The organism is Sphingomicrobium aquimarinum (genome assembly GCF_039655735.1).
Taxonomy (GTDB): Bacteria; Pseudomonadota; Alphaproteobacteria; order Sphingomonadales; family Sphingomonadaceae; genus Sphingomicrobium; species Sphingomicrobium aquimarinum.
On record NZ_JBBYXH010000002.1, the window covers coordinates 882,334 to 902,168 of the forward strand.

At 62.8% G+C, this 19,835-nt stretch carries 25 protein-coding genes and 1 tRNA gene; 14 read left to right on the forward strand and 12 right to left on the reverse strand.

What is annotated here, in order from left to right:
- Positions 1-75: 75 nt before the first annotated feature.
- From WJS89_RS10600 to WJS89_RS10615, 4 genes are read left to right on the forward strand one after another with little or no spacing between them, the layout of a single operon-like run.
- Entirely contained in the window at positions 76-705 is a 630-nt protein-coding gene (locus WJS89_RS10600) for a hypothetical protein (RefSeq protein ID WP_346340906.1), read from the forward strand.
- Positions 706-1,689, forward strand: a complete 984-nt coding sequence (locus WJS89_RS10605; RefSeq protein WP_346340907.1) for a hypothetical protein — start codon at positions 706-708, stop codon at positions 1,687-1,689.
- Complete coding sequence (locus WJS89_RS10610) at positions 1,689-1,874, forward strand: hypothetical protein (RefSeq protein WP_346340908.1); 186 nt, start codon at positions 1,689-1,691, stop codon at positions 1,872-1,874. The genes WJS89_RS10605 and WJS89_RS10610 overlap by 1 nt, the downstream gene beginning before the upstream one ends.
- Positions 1,871-2,560, forward strand: coding sequence for a hypothetical protein (locus WJS89_RS10615; RefSeq protein ID WP_346340909.1), 690 nt, complete (start codon positions 1,871-1,873; stop codon positions 2,558-2,560). Before WJS89_RS10610 ends, WJS89_RS10615 begins: the two co-directional genes overlap by 4 nt.
- 415 nt (positions 2,561-2,975) lie before the next feature.
- Here the strand turns inward: WJS89_RS10615 and WJS89_RS10620 are convergent, their stop codons facing one another.
- Positions 2,976-3,932, reverse strand: coding sequence for a phosphatase PAP2 family protein (locus WJS89_RS10620; protein ID WP_346340910.1), 957 nt, complete (start codon positions 3,930-3,932; stop codon positions 2,976-2,978).
- A gap of 62 nt (positions 3,933-3,994) precedes the next feature.
- Between WJS89_RS10620 and WJS89_RS10625 the strand changes: the two genes are divergently transcribed.
- The 7 genes from WJS89_RS10625 to WJS89_RS10655 are packed head-to-tail and all read left to right on the forward strand — an operon-like array spanning position 3,995 to position 7,159.
- The gene (locus WJS89_RS10625; protein WP_346340911.1) at positions 3,995-4,306 is read left to right on the forward strand and encodes a hypothetical protein; all 312 of its coding nucleotides are present in this window, start codon (positions 3,995-3,997) and stop codon (positions 4,304-4,306) included.
- Positions 4,303-4,719, forward strand: a complete 417-nt coding sequence (locus tag WJS89_RS10630; protein ID WP_346340912.1) for a hypothetical protein — start codon at positions 4,303-4,305, stop codon at positions 4,717-4,719. The genes WJS89_RS10625 and WJS89_RS10630 overlap by 4 nt, the downstream gene beginning before the upstream one ends.
- A complete protein-coding gene (locus WJS89_RS10635; RefSeq protein ID WP_346340913.1) occupies positions 4,712-4,984 on the forward strand; it encodes a hypothetical protein in 273 nt (90 codons plus the stop codon). The genes WJS89_RS10630 and WJS89_RS10635 overlap by 8 nt, the downstream gene beginning before the upstream one ends.
- A gap of 16 nt (positions 4,985-5,000) precedes the next feature.
- Positions 5,001-5,519 (forward strand): lysozyme, encoded by a 519-nt coding sequence (locus WJS89_RS10640; protein ID WP_346340914.1) that lies wholly within the window; start codon positions 5,001-5,003, stop codon positions 5,517-5,519.
- Complete coding sequence (locus WJS89_RS10645; protein WP_346340915.1) at positions 5,516-5,884, forward strand: hypothetical protein; 369 nt, start codon at positions 5,516-5,518, stop codon at positions 5,882-5,884. The genes WJS89_RS10640 and WJS89_RS10645 overlap by 4 nt, the downstream gene beginning before the upstream one ends.
- On the forward strand, positions 5,841-6,083 hold the full coding sequence (locus WJS89_RS10650) for a hypothetical protein (protein WP_346340916.1): 243 nt from the start codon (positions 5,841-5,843) through the stop codon (positions 6,081-6,083). Before WJS89_RS10645 ends, WJS89_RS10650 begins: the two co-directional genes overlap by 44 nt.
- Positions 6,083-7,159: a hypothetical protein gene (locus WJS89_RS10655; RefSeq protein ID WP_346340917.1), complete on the forward strand. Its 1,077-nt coding sequence runs from the start codon at positions 6,083-6,085 to the stop codon at positions 7,157-7,159. The genes WJS89_RS10650 and WJS89_RS10655 overlap by 1 nt, the downstream gene beginning before the upstream one ends.
- Positions 7,160-7,383: 224 nt before the next feature.
- Here WJS89_RS10655 and WJS89_RS10660 read toward each other — a convergent pair whose 3' ends face one another.
- From WJS89_RS10660 to WJS89_RS10680, 5 genes are all read right to left on the reverse strand, one after another.
- The gene (locus WJS89_RS10660; protein ID WP_346340918.1) at positions 7,384-7,911 is read right to left on the reverse strand and encodes a hypothetical protein; all 528 of its coding nucleotides are present in this window, start codon (positions 7,909-7,911) and stop codon (positions 7,384-7,386) included.
- Between the two features lie 144 nt (positions 7,912-8,055).
- On the reverse strand, positions 8,056-8,178 hold the full coding sequence (locus WJS89_RS10665; RefSeq protein ID WP_346340919.1) for a hypothetical protein: 123 nt from the start codon (positions 8,176-8,178) through the stop codon (positions 8,056-8,058).
- Positions 8,179-8,740: 562 nt separating this feature from the next.
- Positions 8,741-8,813 (reverse strand) — tRNA-Thr (locus WJS89_RS10670).
- A 20-nt stretch (positions 8,814-8,833) separates the two neighbouring features.
- Complete coding sequence (locus WJS89_RS10675; RefSeq protein WP_346340920.1) at positions 8,834-9,679, reverse strand: hypothetical protein; 846 nt, start codon at positions 9,677-9,679, stop codon at positions 8,834-8,836.
- Positions 9,679-10,995, reverse strand: a complete 1,317-nt coding sequence (locus WJS89_RS10680) for a mechanosensitive ion channel (RefSeq protein ID WP_346340921.1) — start codon at positions 10,993-10,995, stop codon at positions 9,679-9,681. Before WJS89_RS10680 ends, WJS89_RS10675 begins: the two co-directional genes overlap by 1 nt.
- Before the next feature lie 137 nt (positions 10,996-11,132).
- On the opposite strand from WJS89_RS10680, the gene WJS89_RS10685 reads away from it, so the two are divergent.
- Both WJS89_RS10685 and WJS89_RS10690 read left to right on the forward strand, forming a co-directional pair.
- The gene (locus WJS89_RS10685; protein ID WP_346340922.1) at positions 11,133-11,306 is read left to right on the forward strand and encodes a hypothetical protein; all 174 of its coding nucleotides are present in this window, start codon (positions 11,133-11,135) and stop codon (positions 11,304-11,306) included.
- Positions 11,307-11,398: 92 nt separating this feature from the next.
- A complete protein-coding gene (locus WJS89_RS10690; protein WP_346340923.1) occupies positions 11,399-11,974 on the forward strand; it encodes a J domain-containing protein in 576 nt (191 codons plus the stop codon).
- A 90-nt stretch (positions 11,975-12,064) separates the two neighbouring features.
- Here WJS89_RS10690 and WJS89_RS10695 read toward each other — a convergent pair whose 3' ends face one another.
- Together WJS89_RS10695 and WJS89_RS10700 are read right to left on the reverse strand one after the other, a co-directional pair.
- Complete coding sequence (locus tag WJS89_RS10695; RefSeq protein ID WP_346340924.1) at positions 12,065-13,399, reverse strand: replication-associated recombination protein A; 1,335 nt, start codon at positions 13,397-13,399, stop codon at positions 12,065-12,067.
- Complete coding sequence (locus tag WJS89_RS10700) at positions 13,392-14,543, reverse strand: glycosyltransferase family 4 protein (protein ID WP_346340925.1); 1,152 nt, start codon at positions 14,541-14,543, stop codon at positions 13,392-13,394. The genes WJS89_RS10695 and WJS89_RS10700 overlap by 8 nt, the downstream gene beginning before the upstream one ends.
- Positions 14,544-14,633: 90 nt before the next feature.
- Between WJS89_RS10700 and WJS89_RS10705 the strand changes: the two genes are divergently transcribed.
- On the forward strand, positions 14,634-14,945 hold the full coding sequence (locus WJS89_RS10705; RefSeq protein ID WP_346340926.1) for a hypothetical protein: 312 nt from the start codon (positions 14,634-14,636) through the stop codon (positions 14,943-14,945).
- A 9-nt stretch (positions 14,946-14,954) separates the two neighbouring features.
- Here WJS89_RS10705 and WJS89_RS10710 read toward each other — a convergent pair whose 3' ends face one another.
- From WJS89_RS10710 to WJS89_RS10725, 4 genes are read right to left on the reverse strand one after another with little or no spacing between them, the layout of a single operon-like run.
- On the reverse strand, positions 14,955-15,881 hold the full coding sequence (locus tag WJS89_RS10710; protein WP_346340927.1) for a phytoene/squalene synthase family protein: 927 nt from the start codon (positions 15,879-15,881) through the stop codon (positions 14,955-14,957).
- A complete protein-coding gene (locus tag WJS89_RS10715; RefSeq protein WP_346340928.1) occupies positions 15,878-17,356 on the reverse strand; it encodes a phytoene desaturase in 1,479 nt (492 codons plus the stop codon). Before WJS89_RS10715 ends, WJS89_RS10710 begins: the two co-directional genes overlap by 4 nt.
- Complete coding sequence (crtY, locus tag WJS89_RS10720) at positions 17,353-18,504, reverse strand: lycopene beta-cyclase CrtY (protein WP_346340929.1); 1,152 nt, start codon at positions 18,502-18,504, stop codon at positions 17,353-17,355. Before crtY ends, WJS89_RS10715 begins: the two co-directional genes overlap by 4 nt.
- Positions 18,505-18,563: 59 nt before the next feature.
- Entirely contained in the window at positions 18,564-19,805 is a 1,242-nt protein-coding gene (locus WJS89_RS10725) for a cation:proton antiporter (protein ID WP_346340930.1), read from the reverse strand.
- Positions 19,806-19,835: the final 30 nt, after the last annotated feature.

A 19,835-nucleotide genomic window follows, 5' to 3' on the forward strand; every position in this document is an offset into this window, starting at 1 on the left:
CCCAATATGAGCGCCTTGCAAAAGGCAGCGATGGCGAGAGCCGACATATAACCAACCTACATCGCGGAGGGCCGCATGGCAACGTCCTTTATCCAAGTCATCGACCGATGGTTTAACGAATACGGCTCCGTGCTTAACGGCGGCAAGCTCTACACCTACGAAGCGGGCACCTCGACCCCGCTCGCCACCTACCAGGACTTGTCGGGAAGCACGCCGAACACCAACCCCGTCATCCTCGATGCCGCAGGGACGGCAACCGTGCGCCTCTCCAACGGGGTGGCCTACAAGCTCGTTCTCAAGAACAGCGACGACGTTACCCTCGACGAGGCGGATAATGTCATCGTCGGCACGGCGGATAGCACCGTTGGCGAGCAACTGCTTGTCGCGATGGACTTCGTCGGGACGCCGGGTGCCCAAGCAACGATGCGACTGGCCGAGTTCGACCGCGACGTGACATTCCCCGCCGACTTCGAGGGCAGCCAAGCGTCGGTCGCAACCAATCCAGGCGCGTCCTACGTCGTCGAAATACAGAAGAACGGCGCGAGTGCCGGAACGGTGACGTTTGATACCGATGGGGTGCCCTCGTTCACCTCTGTGTCGGGCGCAACGGTCGCCTTCACCACGGGCGACGTGCTGAAGCTGGTAGCTCCGGCCTCGGTGGGGACGGCGGCAGACTTCACCTTCCTGCTGGTGGGGGATCTATAAATGGCGATCCTGTTTGCAGGCGGTGAAGCCGACGCCCTCACACCCTCCGGTCCCGACGCCTACGAAAGCGGGGGTTCTCCGTATATCGACACGACATTTGCGCGGGTCGGGATGCGAGTTGATGCCTCGTCTGCTAGTGCAGCAGATGCGTCGGATTACTGGTCAACGTCGGAGTGGGGCAACGAGACGGACTTCTGGCTACATTGCGAAGTGTATCACGACACCATCTTCGTCGCTGGGCAATATTATCGCAGCATCTCGATCTTCGATACCTCGGATCAGGAAACGTTCCGCATCACCTTTGCCCGCGAAGGCATCCGCTTCGCCTATAATAACCTAATGGGCGGCTTCACGACCATCGAGACGTTCAGCCTCGGTTCCACGCAGGATAACCGCTACACCTTCGACTTTCATTTTGAGTTTAGCGCCAGCGGGGGTGTGACTTTCTATGTCTCCGGCACCCAACGCACGGCGGCAACGGGGGTCGATCTCTCGGGTTTGTCCGGCGGGGCCTACGCTCGTTTCTATAGCGCAGGCAAAACCTACTGGAGCCAGATTATCGTTTCCGACGAAAGCACGATCGGGAAGCGGCTCAACACCATTCCCCCGGCGGGAGTGGGGGCCGATACGGCATGGGTTGGCGATTATACGCGTGTTGACGAACCCTCCTATTCCGATGCCGATTTTGTAAACAGCGACACAGCGGGCGACGTGGAGCTGTTCACCCATGCCAACGCTATCCCCGACGGCTATATCGTCAACGCGGTGATCGTGTCCGCACGGTCGAACCGGGGAACGTCGGGGCCGACCAACCTTCAACTGGCCCTGCGGTCCTCGGGAACCAACTATTTCAGCGCAAGCAAGGCGCAGGACTTCGGGTATCTGACCTATCAGAACGTTTGGGAGAGTGATCCCGCCACTTCGGCCGGTTGGCTCAACAGTGCCGCGCAAACGCTCCAGTTCGGCGTGAAGAGCATCGCCTGATGGCAGATCAGATCCAGGTCACGAAAACCAACGCCTACGTCGTCGTCGGGCTTCCGGCGGACAACAGCCTCAAGGCTCCCAAGGTCAACCTGTATGCCATCCTCGAACCGGGTGAGGGCGACACCGGCGGCGAACGGATTACGGGCGGCGGGGTGTTCTTCAATATCGTGAGGAAGCGCACATGATCCAAGATCGCGTTCTCGAAACATCGACCTCGACGGGCACCGGCACCTTCGCGCTGGGCGGCGCGGTGACGGGCTATGACGCTTTCCCTGATGGCACATTCACCTACTGCATCGAAGCCGTGGATGAGAACGGCAACCCCTCGGGTCAGTGGGAGGTTGGTCAAGGTTCGGTCGCGTCTTCGGTTTTGACCCGCTCGTCCGTGGAGGCCAGCTCCAGTGGCGGCAGTGCGGTGAACTTCGGCGCGGGGTCAAAGCGCGTCTTTGTCACTGCATCGGCGGACTATCTGGCATCTCTTGGCGGGTCCGTGAATAACGATGACTGGTCGGGCGCGGACCTTGCTATCGAGAACGGCGGAACCGGAGCGAGTTCGGCATCCGCCGCCCGCACCAATCTTGGTGTTTACTCGACTACGCAGGTCGATACTGCCGTCCGCGCTGCTTCGACGTGGGACTTCAACTTTACCGATGACGCCGATGCCTACATTCGTGCGCCGGTCGCGATGACGGTTACTCAACAAGCGACGACCGGAACGGGCACGATTGCCTACGAAAAAAGCACCTCGGCGGCCCCCGATACTTTCGCCAGCACCACCAGCCCGATCACTTTACAGGCAGGCGCAAAGCTCAAGGTGTCGGCGTCTGCGATCACCGGCTCGGTGGCGGTTCACCTGGAGCGCACCGCGTGAGCGTTGTTCAGGTTTTGCCTTATCCGGCAGCGGGTGGGGGCGGAGGCACTGCGTATCGTTACATCAGGCTATTCTTCCCCGATGGTGCCGCCACCAATGTTAGCGGCCGCGTGGGTCTGCGAGAAATCGAAATCGCCGCTACACCGGGCGGCGCTGACCAGTGTTCGACCGACAATGCAGTAAATTCAGTAAATGTTGGAGTGAGCAGTTCCGTAGGCGGTTCGTATGCAGGGCACTATGCCTTTGACGCCCGTTTCACTGACGGGAATGGCTGGTGTTCTAATACGAACGGGGCGGTGGGCGCATGGATATACTACGACTTTGTCGGAGCGATCGGAGCGCCAGTTTCTTGTCAGGAAATTCGAGCGTGGCAGGGCTGGCCAGCAGTTTGCGGAAGCCCTTCCCGTATCGTAGTTCAGGGAAGCGATGACGCTTCAACTTGGACAACCCTGTTTGAAAGCGCTGCGGGCCTTAGCTGGGCCACTGGCGAGGTAAAAACCGTCACCGCGCCGTAGCAGACCGCGACGAGAATAAGACTTGCAAGGCCATCGACGGCGTAATGCCAGCCAAGATGGACCGACCCCACTGTTATCACGAGCAGATAGACCCACGCGAACCATTGAAAGCGCGGGGCTTGCGATCGAACGACAAGCGCGATCCAACAGGCGATGGCGACGTGCATTGACGGAAACGCACTGATGCCCGTCCCGAAGCCCATCTGCGGGTTTTGGTAGTCGTTCCACAGATAGTCACTTGCCCGCTCGACCCACGGCAAAAGCGGCAGGTCGGAAAAACGTGCGCCCAACCCTATTCGATCATAGAAAACCGGACCCGCAGAGGGGGCGAGATACTGAAGCGCAGTGCCGATTGAAACGATCAAGAAATATACGATCATCAGCCGATTCCGGTCGGCGGTGCGGGGAAGTAGTATCAGCGCCATCAAGGCGGCAATCTTCAGCGGCGACCAAGTGACATACGCGAGGTCGATAGCAGGGGATGCCCACCCCAAGGCGGCATGGCTCAGGGTCCACGGGTCGGAGAAAAACAGAACTTGGTCAAGGTCGGCAAGCCATCGATCCGCCGTGAAGCCAACGACGATCGGCACCATGCCCTTGAACCATGCGATAAGCGCCCATTCGACGGCCACCAGCGCGAAACCCGCGCTTGCGTGTGCGATCCATTGCCAAGGGATAGGACGCTTGAAAACCAGCAGCGAGAGGCACGCGGTCAGATAGGCAAGGCCAACCGCGAAAACGCCAGCGATCAAGAGGTAGGACGAGACGGGAGGCAGGTGGGGTGCCTGCGCCGCCAGCGCCGCAACAGCGGTCAACTGCAACGCAATGATGCCAGACGCGATCCATTGCCAGCGCATCGGCCAACCTTGCCACGAAACCAACACAAGTAAAGCGGGGCGTTCGTCCCACGGGGGCGCTCATGCAAACCATCATGCCTGTTCTTCAGGCCACGCCAACGCTCGCCTTTCTTCTGGTGGCGTGGTGCTATCGCGGCGCGCTGGTGCGGGCCATTCGAGGCAAGCATCAAGTCTATGATATTCTAGTCCTGCCGATCTTCTTCGTCGCGCTGGATATTGCCTACAACGTCGGCGTGTTCGTCCTGAAGACGGGCGTCTCGACACCCCAAACGCCGTTCGAGGCCATCCTTCGCCTGACGGGTATCGCATTTCACCTTGTCATCGCGTGGGCGATGATCCGGGCAAAGCGGGCGCTCGACGAGGCAGCCAAATGACGCTGGGGGGTGTTCTCGACGGCCTCGGCAATGTCGGCGATCTCACGATTGCCGGAACGCTCATCGGCCTCATCGTCACGGTCGTCCTCACCAGTCGCAAGACCACCAGCGAGAGCGAGAAGTGGCTCCGCGACAGCATGGAAGTCCGCATCAAGTCGCTGGAGGCGCAGGTCGAGCAACTGACCCGCGAACTTCACGCCATGCGGCAAGAGGGCGACAGGGCGCGGGAAGAGCGCGACCACGCCTTGAAGGAACGCGACGAAGCCATTCTCCAGCGCGACGTGGCCCAACGCGAGGCCATGCAGCTTCGCCAATCCGCCGAGCGCGTGGGGCTTCAGCGCAGTTCCGACGAAGAGCGCCTGTCCGACAATCTACACACCGCCTTCGACCCGAAAGGATCGCAAGATGATTAACCGTTGCCGCCATGCGATGACCGATCTCGGCTATTGGCTGGAGCACCGCAGCATCCAGTTCATGACTGCCATCTCGGGCGCATTGTCGTTCCTGCTGGTCGAGCCGCAAACCGCTTCATTCTTCATTCGCCTGGTGCCGTGGGAACCCGTCCGCTGGGGACTGGGGGCGCTGATGTTCGCCTTCCTGCTGTTCGGCGGCATCAAGTCACGTCGGCAGGCGCAACCCAAGCTGGAGGGCCGCACCCGTGCAGAACACAAACGATAGCCCGCGCTCGCGGCTTGTGAGCGTCGATAGGTCTACTGTGAAGAAGGGCGGCGCGGCCGCTGCCATCGCAGCCATGCTCGCCATTGCTACGCCGTTCGTCGCGGGATGGGAGGGCAAGAGCAACACACCCTATTTCGATAGCGTGGGCGTGAAAACCGTATGCTTCGGGGAAACCCGCGTCGAGATGCGTCGCTATACCGACGCCGAATGCAACGCGCTTCTCCGCAAGGGCTTGGAAGAGTTCGGCGCTAAGGTCGCGAGGCTTTCGCCGGGGATCGAGGATAGCCCTTACGAGTGGGCGGCGCATACCAGCTTCGCCTACAATGTCGGCACCGGGGCCTATGGCAAGTCCAGCGTTCGCCGCCTCTTCAACGAGGGCGACCGGATCGCAGCGTGTCGCTTCATGTCTCGCTATAAATACGCCGGGGGCCGTGTCCTTGCTGGCCTGCAATATCGCCGCGACGGTGAAGGCAAGCGCATCGGGGAGCGCGAACTGTGCCTTGTGGGCGCGATCCAAAAGGAGTTCGAGCGATGAGCTACAGAAACCCGCTCTACGCCATCCTCGGGCTGGCGATCGTGCTGCTTATCCTCGTCCTCTTCTCTTGCTCGCAATGGGACGCCCGCCGCTCGGCAGAGGCGCAATCCAAGCTAGACCGCAAGCAGGCCGAAGCCCGTAGCGAAAGCGCGACCGAGGCCATCGAAACCATCGACACCACCAACGACAAGGCTGCGGAAAGTGAAGACCTCACCGCCCGCAATGCGAAGGAGATACGCAATGCACAAGGCGCTGATGAGAGGGTCAATCCTCATGTCGCTAGGGCTGGCCTCGACAGCTTGTGCCGGAGGGCCGCCTATCGTGACAGCGAGCGCTGCAAACTGCGCGACACTCATTCCCGATAACTGGCGGACCGGGGTCGAAGGGGCGGAGCTTCCCTACGGCGATACGGTGGGCGAGTGGGTGGCATTTTCTGATGCGCAGACGGGCAAGCTCGACCAGGCCAACGACCGACAGGCCGCCACCATGCACATCATCGAGAAGTGCGAAGAGCTGGAGCGTCAAGCCATCACGCCCCGCAAGAAGGTTCTGGGCATCTTCTGATGGAATACGCAAAGCTAGTCGAAGAACACGGCTCCAACGTCGCTGCGGCCGCCGCTATCGGCGTGTCCGAAGCAACCATCCGCCGCCGCTTGGCCAAGGAACAGGCGAACGATAACTTCTCCGTCGTCCGTCGCTCCACGTTCCGGCGCGGCGATGATGATAGTGTCATTGGGTATTGGGAAACCGAATGCCGTGACGAGAAGAAGGCCCAGGAGGCCCGCGAAGCCGCGCTAGAGGCGTTGGCGGCGAAGCTGCCCCGCGCTGCGCCTGTTGCGCGTCCTGAACAATCTACAGAGCAGGAATTGGCAACCGTCTATACTCTTACCGACGCACACGTCGGGATGCTTGCTTGGCACCGTGAAGGCGGGGCAGATTGGGATTTGGAGATTGCCGAGCGGACAATCGTCGGATGCTTTGCGGAGGCCATTCGATCGGCCCCCGCAGCACAGACGGCAATCTTCAACCAGCTTGGTGACCTTCTCCATTACGATAGCTGGAAGCCCGAGACACCGACGAGCGGGCATCTACTGGACGCCGATGGGCGATTGCCAAAGATGGTGGGGGTGGCGGTTCGCATTCTCCGCCAGGTCATCGGCCTGCTATTGGAGAAACATGAGCGCGTCCATGTGATCCTCGCTGAAGGCAACCACGACATGGCCTCGAGTGTATGGCTTCGCGTGATGTTCGCCGCGCTATACGAGGACGAGCCTCGGGTGACGGTCGATCAAAGCGACCTGCCCTATTACTGCCATGTCCACGGCGACACGATGATGGTGTTTCATCATTCCCATCTCAAGCGAGCAGAGCAGCTTAGAGGCTTCGTTGCCGCGCAGTTCGCGCCGGAATGGGGGCAGACGAAGAAGCGGTATATTCACACCGGCGACAAGCACCATTCTTTTGAGAAGGACGAGCTGGGAGCCAAGGTGATACAGCACCCGACGCTCGCAGCCCGAGACGCCTACGCGGCGCGGCATGGCTGGCATTCGGAGCGTTACATGAACGCGATCACCTATCACGCGAAGTTCGGTGAGGTGGGGCGGGTGTCGATTTGCCCCGAAATGCTGCCCAGCGCTTGACCGCCTAGCGATGTTCCCCTAATGTTCTAACGGGCGGTGCGGCTCGGCACAGTGTCTCACCGCCTACTCGTTTCGCTCGGCCCGCTTTCTGGCTCGATCATAGATACGCCGTCGCTCAGCAAAGAGAGCGCGGTTCTCGGCTTCGATTTCGCCAAGACGCGCTATTTCTTCGGCGGTAAGGTGGTCGCGCCAGTCTGCCATTCTCTCCAACTTGTAACGATCGATTACAGGTTGCGCCGCGCGTGGGCGCGCATTTTGTCGGTAATGACACCGTGCGTGTATAACAACGTTACTGCATCGCTCATACGCTTGCGAAGGTCGGTTGTCGCAACGTCTTCGGCATAGGACAGCAGCCAGCGCACATTGTCAGGCGCACCCGCCACGCCCTCGGGGCAGTTATCATCCGCCCATTGCCGCAACTCTTCGAGGCGGTCTTCCGTTTGAACCGTCAAGGATTTAATGACAGTTGCGACCTCCTGCCCATCGGCTCCGAGGCTATCGAGGCTTTTGCCGCTGCGCCCGTGTGACGAAGCAACGGCATTTCTAATTGCGTCGTGTTGCTCAAGGCGTAGCGTCGGGCCTGCGGCATTTGCGGCGGAAATGACGCTATCGGCCAGATCGTCAACCTTTGAGGATTGCTCAATAGTTCCCGTGCCGCTGCACCACACGCAGGCATCCATGGAAAAGCCGCGATAGTCCAAGAAGCCGGTCCCATTACACTTGTCGCAGTTCACTTTCTCGGCGCTTGGCATGGTTCACAATTCCCAAAGTTAGACGACGATGCAGCCTGTAAAGGCGTTCGGGGTCGTCGCAGTCCTCAATGGCATCCCACAATTCGGAGAGCAGGCCGCTCAATCGGTTGTCACCAATCGGCGCGGCCCAAAACTCCCGTTCCATTAGATGGCGAAAATGCCGCGCTTGCGAAGAATGCGGCGAGCCATCTGGTTCATCCGAATGCCAGCGTCGTCGGTGGCGTCTTCGGTGTTTTTGAGAACGGTGATGAGGTTTTCGGTAGCCATTGCGTTTCTCCTTATGTCACGCTTCTAATGCGGAATGTCCACCCTGTCAAGCGGATTTCTCGACAATTCGCGTTAGTCGATCGAAGCGCGAAGCGATAAGACCCGAAGGGGCTTAGCCCGTAGGGCGAGAGCGCGACCCCGAAGGGGGAACGCCCATACTCAGGGGCCATCCACTCTCCCTTATATACGTTAGACGGTTAGGCGTTCGGGGAACTGGCACTTCGTGAGCCGCGATTGCTCGACCATCATCTCGCAACAGGCTTGCGCTGCCTGTTTTGCCTTGTGATGCGTCATGTCGAAGGCGCGAGCACTAATCATCGTAGGCAGGTGCGTCACTTCAACCCAAGCCGCGTTCGGGCCGCAGTGCCACTGCCCACTTTTCGGGCGGTCCTCGATTAGCGTGACGCTGTATTCTCCCTCCATATTCTCTCCCCTCAAGACGGCAAGACCAAACCGAGAACGAGGCTGTGCCCCCTTGTGTGCCCGCACGAACCGACGCCCAGCGCGGCTTTCGCGCGTTCTGCGTTCGGCATAATCTGCAGTTTTCCAAAGGTTTGCGCGGTGCCGGCTGCAGGGGTCGAACCCGCGACCTTCGGTTTACAAAACCGCTGCTCTACCAGCTGAGCTAAGCCGGCTCCGCGCCCGCTTCTCTTAGCTAGATCACGCCGAAGGTCCAGCCCTCGGTTCGCGCAATTCTGGGGGTGAGCCCCGGCGGCGCAAAGGGGTCCGGTGCATGACGCAGCACATCGCGCATTCCTGCGGCGGTGACGAGGGCGTCGGTGTCATGATCGGTCAGGGTTCGCTCGGTCGTGACCGGTGGGCTGCCGAGCGCTGCCAGCGCCTCGTTGAGTTCATCTGCCGTCCGCAGCTTGCGACCGGGCCGCCCGGCGCGGCGGATGTAGAGCCGACCGTAGATTTCGACGATCGCGCTTCTGTCTTCCACGACCTTATCGAAGGGCCAGATCGGCACCTTGCCGTCGAAGCGATGCAGCAGGCGCATCCCGGCGAAGCTCGCCTTGGCGACCTGCGCCGCGCCGATCGCGTCATACACCGTCGCCGCCTTGCCGCCGCCTGCGGCGTTGAGCCGCTGCTCGCACTGGCGAAAATGCATATAGTCGGCCTTGGTCCCGTCGGCTTTTCCGAAGTAGAAATGCGCGCGGTGACGGTCTTCGAGCAAGCTGGCGGCGCCAAGGTCCTCGTCGTCGCAATGCGCATCGACATAGGCCCAGAAGGCCTTTGCGTCGTCCGGCACATCCTCGCCGGGCAGATAGCTTTCGCGCTCGATAAAGGGCGGCGCGAAACTGAAGTCGAAGCCGACGAGCACAGGCTCGCGCTCCAGCCGTTCGCCCAGCCACTCCAGCACTTCGAGCCGCGACCAGGCATGACCGGGGCGGACGAGTGCCGGGGCATCGCCGCCACGCGCTTGCGCCACGGCGATGCCCTTGTGCTTTGTTCCCTTCGCGCCCGACCAGTCGATGGCGATGGTCGCGGCGAACTGCATCAGACCAGCGGCGGCTGGCCGTCGTTGCCGTCATCCTCGGGATCGGCCTTGCGGATGCGCTTGGGTGCGGGCTTGGCGGGACGGGGCATATCACCTTCCGCCTGCCAGCGCTCGAGCTGGCGCGCCGCCGCCTCGCGTCCGCCGAGCCCGAAGGCGAGCGCGGTCGCCACCGCCGCCGAGCCGAGGATCAGCCCGAAGGCGAGGATCACGATCTCGTTGGCAAGGCCCATGAAGGTAAGGCCGATGGCCGTGAACAAGGCGATCACGGCGTAGCGCACGATCGTCTGCGCATAGCTGCCTTCACCTGCGCCTTGCCCGACGAGGCGGGCGAGGAGGCGCGAGAGGAAGATGCCGACGACGATGATCACGGTTCCGAAGATGACCTTGCCGCCAAGCTCGGTGATCTGGAACAAGAGCGCCGCGACCTGATCGCCGCCCACGGCACGCATCGCCTCGATCGCACCGAATAGCATCACCGCGATGAAGGCGATGGCCCCAGCGATGCGGCTGGGCTGGGCCGAATTTTCGAAGACGCCCATCGCGCGCACGGCATTGTCGAAACCCAGCGCCGGAAGCACGGTCTCGACCAGCATCTTGGCCGCGCGGGCGAGAACGTAAGCGATGCCGAGCCAGAAAACAGCGAGCAGGATGCGGGGAATGGCGTCGAGCATCATCGTGAGCATCGACGTCAGCGGGCCGGACAATGCGTCGATCCCCAGCGTGTCGATCGCAGCGATTGAAACGGGGATGATGATGAGCGCGAAGACGATCATGCCGAGCGCGCGGGCGATGCTGTGGCGCGCGGGCGTGGGGGCGCCCTCGACCGTCTCGCCTTCGCTGTCGACCGCGACGGTCCGATCGCCCATGTTGAGACCGGCCTTCTGCGCCCAACCTTCGACATTGAGCGCGCGGAGCGCCGCCTCGACGAGATGCTTGACGACGCGCGCCACGATCAGTCCCACGATGAAGATCACCGCCGCGCCGATGAGACGGGGCAGGAACTCGAACACTTCGTTGGTGAGACGCGTGACGGGTTCGAGGACTTCGTTGAGCCCCAGCGGTTGCAGCGCGGCAACCAGGCCGACGAGCCAGACCAGCCAATATCCGAGACGCCCCAGTTCCTGTCCGATCGACGTGCCGTCGAGATCGGGGTCTTTCTGCAGGGCGGGGATTTTCTTGACCGCCTTGGAAATCGCCCATTCGACCGCCTTGGCGATGAAATGGGTGGCGATGAGGATCAGCAGCGCGAAGAGGAGGCGCGGGCCCCATTCGTACAGCTGTTCCTGCCAATAGGCGGGCGCGTCGGATCGATACATTTGGTGTCCCCTGCTGTGACGAACGCCAAGCCTAGGCGGGTCGCGACCGGATCGGAAGGGTCGCAAAATCATTTTGGCAGTTTTTTGCGATTTTCCTGCGGATGTGCTAGGATCGTTGCAGATAGAGAAGGATTTGCATGAACAACGGTATCGGAACGATCGGTCGGGCCTTCGAGCTCGCCAAGGACAGCGACAGCATCGAGGACATTCGCAAGCAGCTGAAGGAAGAAGGTCACTTCAATGTCGACGCCCATTTTTCGGGTCGGCAGATCAAGGCCGATCTTCGGCGCGCGATCTCCCAGCAAGGCTAGCGCCCCCGCCATGCCGCGCCAGCGACACACAGAAGCTGGCATCGACCCCATGATCGGCCTAGAAGTCGTGCTGTCCGCAGACGGGAGGACGCATGGCGGATAACGTCGATTTCGTCGATTATTATGCATTGCTCGAAGTCGATCCCGGCTGCAGCGCCGACATGCTGCAAAAGGCCTATCGCTATTTTGCGCAGTTGTATCACCCCGACCATAACGAGACGGCCGACGTCGCGCAGTTCAGCGCGATCACCGAAGCCTATCGCGTCCTCGGCGACCCCGCGCGTCGGGCGCGGTACGACGCCGAGCATAGCGCGCGGCTCGGCAACCGGGCGACCGCTTCACCTGCGAGCGTGGTCGACGATACGACCGCGCTACGCGATGCCGAGATGCAGCAGCGTATCCTGCTATTCCTGTATCAGCGGCGCCGCGATCATCCCGACGAACCGGGGAGGATCGGTTTCTACATCCAGCAGCACCTCGACTGTTCCGAGGAACTCTTCAAATTCCACAGCTGGTTCCTGAAGGAAAAGGGCTGGGTGAAGGTCAACGAACAGAGCGAACTCGCGATCACCGTGGAAGGCATCGAGCATGTGATGGCCTCGAGCCGCTCGCGGCAGGTGGAGAAGCTGTTGTTGGCTGGGGCGCGGGGCGACGGCGACGGCGGCTAGAGCCGAGCATTGGGTAGAGAATATCTCGCGCTGGCCGAGTATAGGAGCGACGATCCCCCGGTAAGCGAAGGGCTATGGGACGGACCCATTTCAGCCTTTGACCGAACCGTTGTCGGACCGCTCGCCACGCCGGGCGTTCCAGAAAGCCATGCGTTCGGCGATCTTCCTTTCGAGCCCGCGGTCGACGGGTTTGTAGAAGCGCTGGCGGTCCATTTCCTCCGGCCAGTAGTCGTCCCCCGAAAATCCGTCTTCGGCGTCGTGGTCGTAGGTGTAGCCCTTGCCGTAACCGATCTCTTTCATGAGCTTGGTGGGAGCGTTGAGGATATTCTGCGGCGGCATCAGACTGCCGGTGTCCTTGGCGGTGCGGAAGGCCGCCTTCTGGGCCGTGTAGGCAGCGTTCGATTTGGGGGCGGTGGCGAGGTAGAGGCAGCATTGGACGAGAGCGAGTTCGCCCTCCGGGCTGCCGAGGAAGTCGTAGGCTTCCTTCGCAGCGAGCGCCTGCACGAGCGCATTGGGATCGGAGAGGCCGATGTCTTCCGACGCCATCCGGACCATGCGGCGGCAGAGGAACAGCGGGTCCTCGCCAGCGACGAGCATGCGCGCGAGATAGTAGAGCGCGGCATCGGGGTCCGAGCCGCGGACGGCTTTGTGAAGCGCGGAAATGAGATTGTAATGCCCCTCGCGATCCTTGTCGTAGACGGCGACGCGGCGCTGGAGGAGGTCGGCGAGTGCCTTGGGATCGAGCGGGTCTTCGAGGTCCAGGTCGAAGAGCGTCTCGGCCTGATTGAGCAGGAAGCGACCGTCGCCGTCGGCGCTGGCGACGAGGGCGGCGCGGGCGTCGTCGCTCACCGGCAGTTTCGCTTCGACGAGGTCCTCGGCTTTTTCGAGAAGTCGCGAGAGTGCAGGCTCGTCGAGGCGGTGAAGGATGAGCACCTGTGCGCGCGAGAGCAGCGCGGCGTTGAGTTCGAAGCTCGGGTTCTCGGTGGTCGCGCCGACGAGCGTGACCGTGCCGTCCTCCACGAAGGGGAGGAAGCCGTCCTGCTGGGCGCGGTTGAAGCGGTGGATCTCGTCCACGAACAGGAGGGTGCGCTGGCCTGACCCCGCCATTTTCTTGGCCTCGGCGAACGCTTTCTTGAGATCCGCCACACCCGAGAAGACGGCACTGAGCATGGTGAAGCGAAGACCCACGGCGTCGGCGAGCAGGCGGGCGATGGAGGTTTTCCCGGTGCCTGGAGGACCCCAGAGAATCATGCTCGACAATTTTCCCGCCGCGACCATGCGACCGATGGCGCCATCGGGGCCGGTGAGATGGTCCTGACCGACGACGGCGTCGAGCGACTGCGGGCGCAGGCGGTCGGCGAGAGGCGCGTTTTCTGCGGGCGTCTCAAGCGCAGACGGCTCTTCGCTGCCAAACAGGTCAGCCATTGTTGGCGGCGATTACCCGCTTGTAGGTTTGCAGCACCGTGTCGTTGATCGAATCCCAGTCCATCGTCTTGGCCTTCGCGAGGCCGGCGGCGCCATGTTCCTCGCGCATGGCAGCGTCCGACTGGTAGGCGGCGAGATGCTCGGCGAGACCCGCGATGTCGCCCGGGGGTGCCACGAGGCCGGTGGTGCCGGGGTCAACGAGGCTGTTGGTACCCGTGGCCGAAATGGCGACGACGGGGAGCGCACAGGCCATGGCTTCCAACGTCACGTTGCCGAAAGTCTCGGTAATCGAGGGATTGAGGAAGATGTCGGCACTGGCGAGCGCGCGGGCGAGGTCGGGGCCTTCCTGATGGCCCACGAAGACGGCATTGTCGGGAAGGTGATCCTCGAACCAGCCACGCGCGGGGCCGTCACCGATCACGAGGACGCGATGGGGAAGGCCCTTCTTCTCGAGCATCCGAATGGTTTCGGAGAATACGTCGAGGCCCTTTTCCATGACGATGCGGCCCAAAAAGGCGATTGCCATCTCGTCGTCTGCGATGCCGAGCCCGCGCCGCCAGTCCTGATCGCGCCGGCCGGGATTGAACTGGTCGCGGTCGACCCCGCGGGCCCAGATGGTGATCGCCTCGTTCATTCGCTGCTCGCGCAAGACATGGGCGGTCGAGGGAGCGGGAACGAGCAAAGCTTCGCATTTCTTGTAGAGACGGCGGAGCCACGCGCGCATCCACGGTTCGAGGATCTCCAGATGATAATATTGGAGATAGGTCTCGAAGCGGGTGTGGACGCTGGCGACCGCAGGGATGTCGTGCTTCTGCGCCCAATTGACGGCATTGACCGAAACGAGGTCGGGCGAGGAAATATGGACGATGTTGGGCTTGAAGGCCGCCATGTCCTCGCGCACGGATTTGGAAAGGTTGAAGGCGAAGCGATATTCGCCGCGGCCGGGGATGGGAAAGCTCGGGACGCTCACGAGATCGCCGGTCGGCTCGAAGGCGGGCTCGTCGACCGTCGGCGAGTAGACACGAAGGTTCACCCCCTGGCGCAAAAGATAGTCGGCGAGGCGGTTGAGGGCCTGGTTGGCGCCGTCGCGGACATAATTATAATTGCCCGAGAACATGGCGACGCGGATGTCGGAGGCTTCCATAGGGCAGTGCTTCTAGACGAGCGAAAGCCGTGCGCCAAGCGGCCCGATTTTGGGGTTCCCTAGCGCCGGGCGAGACGCCACATTGTCGGTATGAGTGAAGAAGAAAACCGCGAGGACGGCGAAGCGCCCGAGAGCAAGGATCAGCGATTGAGCATGGTCGACGAGGCGCTGGTCGCCTCCTCGATCGCCAATACCAACGGGCTGCTGGTCATCCTCGCCCGGCTGGTGGCGCGCGGCGTGTTCGGCGAAGAGGATCTGCAGGCCTTTTCGGACAGCTATTCCAAACCGCTCGATCATGCGGGGATGCGCGAGAACGAGCTGATCACGCAGATGCAGGACCAGATGGAGCAGACGCTCGCACAGCTCATGACCTATCTGTCCGAGCAGGACGATGAAGACTAGCAGTCCGCGCTAGAACCTAGGGCGCGTCCAGAGATTGTCGCGGTCCATCGGTTCGGGCGTGCGAAGCGTGTCGCGAAGCGCCGCGCTCACAAGCCTGATCTTCTTGCGCTTGGGGACGGTGATGCGCTGGTCGAAATGCCGCTCGTCGGCGGCGTCGGCCTGTTCCGCGATCCTCCCGTAAATCCGTGCGGCGGCGAGGACCGCCCAGCGGCTACGAAAGGGCAGGCGGGCGGCGCCGATGCGCGCGCTCATGCCGTAGAGCCGGGCCATGGCGGCAAGCCGCCGGCGCATCGCGACGACGATGGCGGGGGTCTCGGGCGCTTGCGGGTCGATGGCCTCGATGCCGCGTTCAGCGAGCCAGTCGGTCGGGAGATAATTCCGCCCGACCCGCGCGTCGTCAACAATGTCGCGGGCGATATTGGCAAGCTGGAAGGCGAGACCCAAGTCGCTCGCGCGGTCGAGCGTGTCCTCATCGTCGGCGGGGACGCCCATGACCTGCGCCATCATCACCCCGACCGCGCCCGCGACTTCGTAGCAGTAGGCGAGCAGATCGGCTTCGGTCTCGGGTTGCCAGCCGGCCGCGTCGCGCGCGAAGCCCGCTAGATGGTGATCCGTGAGTGCGGGGGCGATGGCGCATTCGGCAGCAACGGCGCCGAGCGCGTCGAAGGGGACGAGGCCGGTCGGCGTGCCGGCGAGCGCCTCCGTCGTCTTCTCACGCACGAAGGCGAGGCGCGTGGCGGGGTCTTCGGGCGTGGCGGCGTCATGGCCCAGCGTCTGACCGTCGGTAATGTCGTCGCACGCGCGGCACCAACTGTAGAGCAGCCACGAGCGCTCCCGGGTCCGCTCGTCGAACAGCTGGCTGGCGACGCGGAAGCTCTTGGAGCCCGCCGCAATCATGTCGCCGGCTTTGGCGACGAGGGCGGCGCGGCTCGTCACGCGATCATCAGTCCCGCGGTCGCTTCCGCGGACCCGACGACACCCGGAATACCCGCGCCCGGATGCGTGCCCGCGCCGACAAAGTAGAGATTGTCGATTTTGTCGTCGCGGTTGTGGGTGCGGAACCAGGCCGACTGGGTCAGGACGGGCTCGAGGCTGAAGGCGCTGCCGAGGTGTGCGAACAGGTCCGACTTGAAGTCGGCGGGGGTGTAGTGGAAGCGGGTGCGGATCCGCTCGCGGATGTCGGGCAGGAGCCGCTCCTTGAGCGTGTCGAGGACGGTCTCGGCATAATGGTCGCCGACCGTGTCCCAATTGACGTCGGCCTTGCCCATGTGGGGGACGGGCGCGAGCGCATAGAAGGTCGAGCAGCCCTCGGGCGCCATCGACGGGTCGGTGACGGTCGGATGGTGCAGATAGAGCGCGGGGTCGGGCGCGAGTGAACCGCGATTGTAGATGTCCTTGAGGAGCCCGGCATAGCGCGGGCCGAACAGGATCATGTGATGCGGAATTTCGGGGAAGGTGCCTTCCAGCCCGAAATGCATCACGAACAGCGAGGGGCTGAAGCGCTTTTTCGCCATCGCCTTGTGCTGCTTCTTCCCGCGCGGGTGGTCGAGCAGGCCGTAGGTGGCGACGACATCGCCGTTGGAGGCAACGGTATCGGCGTCCAGTCGCTCGCCACTGGCGGTTTCGACCCCGGTGACGCGGTCGCCGTTCGTCACGATACGGGTGACGGGATCGCCGAGCCGGATCGTGCCGCCGATCCGTTCGAAATGCGTGACCATGCCCGCGATGAGCTTGTTGGTGCCGCCCATCGCGAACCACACCCCGCCGTCGCGCTCCAGCTTGTGGATGAGCGCGTAGATCGACGAGCAGGTCATCGGGTTGCCGCCGACGAGCAAGGTGTGGAAGCTCAATGCCTGGCGGAGTTTCTCGTTCTTCACGTAGTTGGAGACGATCGAATAGACGCTGCGCCAGGCCTGGTATTTTGCCAGGGCGGGGGCGGCTTTCAGCATCTGGCCGACATTCTCGAAGGCCTTGGTACCGAGCTTCTCATAGCCTTCATGGAAGACGCCTTCGGAATAGGCGAGGAAGCGCTTGTAGCCCGCGACGTCGTCGGGATTGAGCGCCTCGATCTGCGCGAACAGGCGTTTGTCGTCGTTCGTATAGTCGAAGCGCGTGCCGTCGGGCCAATCCAACGCGTAGAAAGGGTCGACGGGGACGAGCGTGACATCGTCTTCCAGTCGACGGTCGGTGAGGGCCCAGAGCGCTTTGAGGCAATTGGGATCGGTGATGACGGTGGGGCCGGCGTCGAAGACATGGCCGTCCCGCTCCCAATGATAGGCGCGCCCACCCGGCTTGTCGCGCGCCTCGATAATGGTGGTCTGGATACCCGCCGACTGAAGGCGGATGGCGAGTGCGAGGCCGCCGAAGCCCGATCCGATGACGATGGCGCTTTTGTAGGGCTGATGGGTCATCGGGTCTTTCCGAGAAGCGCGCGGATCGCGGCGGGAATGGGAACCGGCGGTTTGCCGGTGAGGATGCGGACTTTGTCGATGGCGGTCGATGTGCCTGCGTAAAAGCGTTCGATCAACCCGTCGGATAGACGGTAGAAGCGCTGGAAGACGTTGACGCGCATCGGCGGCGGCGCGGCACGGAAGAGCATTCTCCCGAGGAGGCGGTAGAAGCGCTGCGAGCGCCAGCGTCGCTTCGCGTAGGCGCGCGTGGCGATGGCAAGCGCGGGGCCCTCGAGCGGGAGCGCGTCGACGAGCCAGTCCGCGAAGCGCGCGGCTTCGGGGAGCGAATAGCTGGTGAGCGGCTGGAACAGGCCGCCGCGCACGCCGCCACGGGCAACGGGATCGTCAGCCGGCCAGAAGGCATCGAAATCGCCGCCGATGACGACAGGGAGGACACCGGTTTCCTCGTGATTGGGGCGATGGTCGCCCCAGCCGTTCTCGCGCGCATAGTCGGCGATGCGGCTCGCCAGCAGGTCGCGGTCGAGGCGCGGGTCGTCCTGATAGTAGGTATCTTCGACGAAAAGGCGGGTGTCGTCGAAGGGCAAGAGATAGACGAAACGGTAACCGTCCGACTGGTCGACGGTCGCGTCCATGATGACGGGATGCTCGATGCCGTGCCCGCCGGGAATGTCGAGCATCTGGCCGACGAACTTCTGCCAGCCGCAGGCGAGGCCACGTGGCGGTTCGGTGAGGCCGCGTGTGTCGAGGACGGCACGTGCTTCGAGACGGGTGCCGTCGGCGAGCGTAGCGTGGGTAGGGCCAAGCTCGGTGGCGGTCCCGACAAGGCGTCTGTCGCCGAGCGCTTCACCGATCACCTCGTCGAAGCGCTCGCTGGTAATGCTGTTGTAGGGGGTCTCGAGCGTCCGTTCATGTGCAGGAAAATGGACGCTGTTGCGCTCCCATCGCTTGACTACGAGCGGGTCGACGACGGATTGCATTTCCGGGTCGATATCGGCGGAGAAGAAGGACCAGACATGGTTGCCACCGAGCGTAGGTTCGCGCTCGAGCAGTTGGATATCGAGTTCGGGACGGCGTGTCGCCAGCGCGAGCGCCGCCAGTCCGCCAGAGAGGCCGCCGCCGACGATAAGGAGATCGGGTTCGTGTCCCATAAGTTGGTGGCACCTATCGCCGAGCGCTTATCGGGTCACAAGCCCCGGCGACGCGACGATCATTTCTCGTGCGTCGCGGCGGACACGACGATGCCGGCGGTAAAACCGTGGACGATGGTGGAGACCAGGATGGTGAATCCGACGGTCGCCCAGAGAACGCCTTCGTCGACGAGGTCGAGCTGGGCGCCCGCATAGGCGAGATAGTAGATCGAACCGATCCCCCGCACGCCGTAAAAAGCGACGACCGCGCGCTGCTTCATGCTCAAGTCCGTTTTTACCAGCGACAACATTCCCGTCAGCGGCCGAATCAGGAAGATGAGCGCCAGCGCCAGCGCGGCGTGGCGCCAGTCCAGGAACGGGAAAAGCGCGGGCAACGCGCCGCCCAGGAGAACCAGCAGGATGGCCGTGATCGAATGTTCGAGCGCTTCGGAAAAATTGTGAAGACGGGAATGGTAGCCGTGGTCCGATTCGACGCGGCGGAGCGTGACGCCCATGACGAAAGCGGCGATGAAGCCATATCCCTCGATCAGTTCCGTGGCCCCATAGGTGACGAGAACGCCCGCGAGGGCAATCACGCCCGAACTGCTTGCGGCGAGCGGGTTCTTGCGCGGAATGCCGAACAGTACTTTGCCGAGAAGCCACCCGGCCGCGATCCCCGCGAGCGTGCCGATCGCGATTTTGTAGACGACATAGAGACCGAACCATTTGGGGAGCCACTCTGCCACGCCGCCGTCCGCGACGACGAGGAAGATGCCCAGGTAAACGAAGGGAAAGGCGAGGCCATCGTTGAGGCCCGCCTCGGTCGTCAGCGCATAGCGGACCGGATGCTCGCCCCCTTCGAGCGGCGGACCCACCTGAACGTCGGCTGCCAGGACGGGGTCGGTCGGTGCGAGCACGGCTGCGAGGAGGACGGCTCCCGCGAGCGTCATGCCCACGAGCAGGCCGCCGAGCGCGACGGCCGCGATGCACAGCGGCATGGCGACCACGAGAAGCCGCATCGTGGGCGACCATTTTCGCAGTCCCTCGACCCGGTCGAGCCGCATTCCCGTTCCGAACAGTGCGATGATGACCGCCATCTCGGCGGCGCGTTCCCAGAAGACGGGCCGCTCGACCGGACTGAAGGCCTCGGGGACACCGGGCAGCAGGCCGAACACGAGAAAGCCGCCAAGAATCAGCAAGCCCGAGGCGGCCGGCTCGCGCCCGGAAAAGAAACGCGGTACCCAGTAGGCGACAATGATCGCCAGTCCGGACCCGAACAGAAGGACGTGATAAGGCGCGATGCTGAAAAAGGGATCGTTCACTTCGCTGCAACGTCAGGTCCGTCGTGCAGG

Excerpts from the sequence above, each read along its gene's own strand:
- WJS89_RS10685 (WP_346340922.1), top strand. The coding sequence starts at position 11,133 with ATGAACAACGGTATCGGAACGATCGGTCGGGCCTTCGAGCTCGCCAAG.
- crtY (WP_346340929.1), bottom strand. The coding sequence starts at position 18,504 with ATGGGACACGAACCCGATCTCCTTATCGTCGGCGGCGGCCTCTCTGGC.
- WJS89_RS10635 (WP_346340913.1), top strand. The coding sequence starts at position 4,712 with ATGATTAACCGTTGCCGCCATGCGATGACCGATCTCGGCTATTGGCTG.
- WJS89_RS10645 (WP_346340915.1), top strand. The coding sequence starts at position 5,516 with ATGAGCTACAGAAACCCGCTCTACGCCATCCTCGGGCTGGCGATCGTG.
- WJS89_RS10605 (WP_346340907.1), top strand. The coding sequence starts at position 706 with ATGGCGATCCTGTTTGCAGGCGGTGAAGCCGACGCCCTCACACCCTCC.
- WJS89_RS10600 (WP_346340906.1), top strand. The coding sequence starts at position 76 with ATGGCAACGTCCTTTATCCAAGTCATCGACCGATGGTTTAACGAATAC.
- WJS89_RS10625 (WP_346340911.1), top strand. The coding sequence starts at position 3,995 with ATGCAAACCATCATGCCTGTTCTTCAGGCCACGCCAACGCTCGCCTTT.
- WJS89_RS10655 (WP_346340917.1), top strand. The coding sequence starts at position 6,083 with ATGGAATACGCAAAGCTAGTCGAAGAACACGGCTCCAACGTCGCTGCG.
- WJS89_RS10695 (WP_346340924.1), bottom strand. The coding sequence starts at position 13,399 with ATGGCTGACCTGTTTGGCAGCGAAGAGCCGTCTGCGCTTGAGACGCCC.
- WJS89_RS10620 (WP_346340910.1), bottom strand. The coding sequence starts at position 3,932 with ATGCGCTGGCAATGGATCGCGTCTGGCATCATTGCGTTGCAGTTGACC.
- WJS89_RS10705 (WP_346340926.1), top strand. The coding sequence starts at position 14,634 with ATGAGTGAAGAAGAAAACCGCGAGGACGGCGAAGCGCCCGAGAGCAAG.
- WJS89_RS10660 (WP_346340918.1), bottom strand. The coding sequence starts at position 7,911 with ATGCCAAGCGCCGAGAAAGTGAACTGCGACAAGTGTAATGGGACCGGC.
- WJS89_RS10690 (WP_346340923.1), top strand. The coding sequence starts at position 11,399 with ATGGCGGATAACGTCGATTTCGTCGATTATTATGCATTGCTCGAAGTC.
- WJS89_RS10715 (WP_346340928.1), bottom strand. The coding sequence starts at position 17,356 with ATGACCCATCAGCCCTACAAAAGCGCCATCGTCATCGGATCGGGCTTC.
- WJS89_RS10615 (WP_346340909.1), top strand. The coding sequence starts at position 1,871 with ATGATCCAAGATCGCGTTCTCGAAACATCGACCTCGACGGGCACCGGC.
- WJS89_RS10630 (WP_346340912.1), top strand. The coding sequence starts at position 4,303 with ATGACGCTGGGGGGTGTTCTCGACGGCCTCGGCAATGTCGGCGATCTC.
- WJS89_RS10680 (WP_346340921.1), bottom strand. The coding sequence starts at position 10,995 with ATGTATCGATCCGACGCGCCCGCCTATTGGCAGGAACAGCTGTACGAA.
- WJS89_RS10675 (WP_346340920.1), bottom strand. The coding sequence starts at position 9,679 with ATGCAGTTCGCCGCGACCATCGCCATCGACTGGTCGGGCGCGAAGGGA.
- WJS89_RS10610 (WP_346340908.1), top strand. The coding sequence starts at position 1,689 with ATGGCAGATCAGATCCAGGTCACGAAAACCAACGCCTACGTCGTCGTC.
- WJS89_RS10700 (WP_346340925.1), bottom strand. The coding sequence starts at position 14,543 with ATGGAAGCCTCCGACATCCGCGTCGCCATGTTCTCGGGCAATTATAAT.
- WJS89_RS10665 (WP_346340919.1), bottom strand. The coding sequence starts at position 8,178 with ATGGCTACCGAAAACCTCATCACCGTTCTCAAAAACACCGAAGACGCC.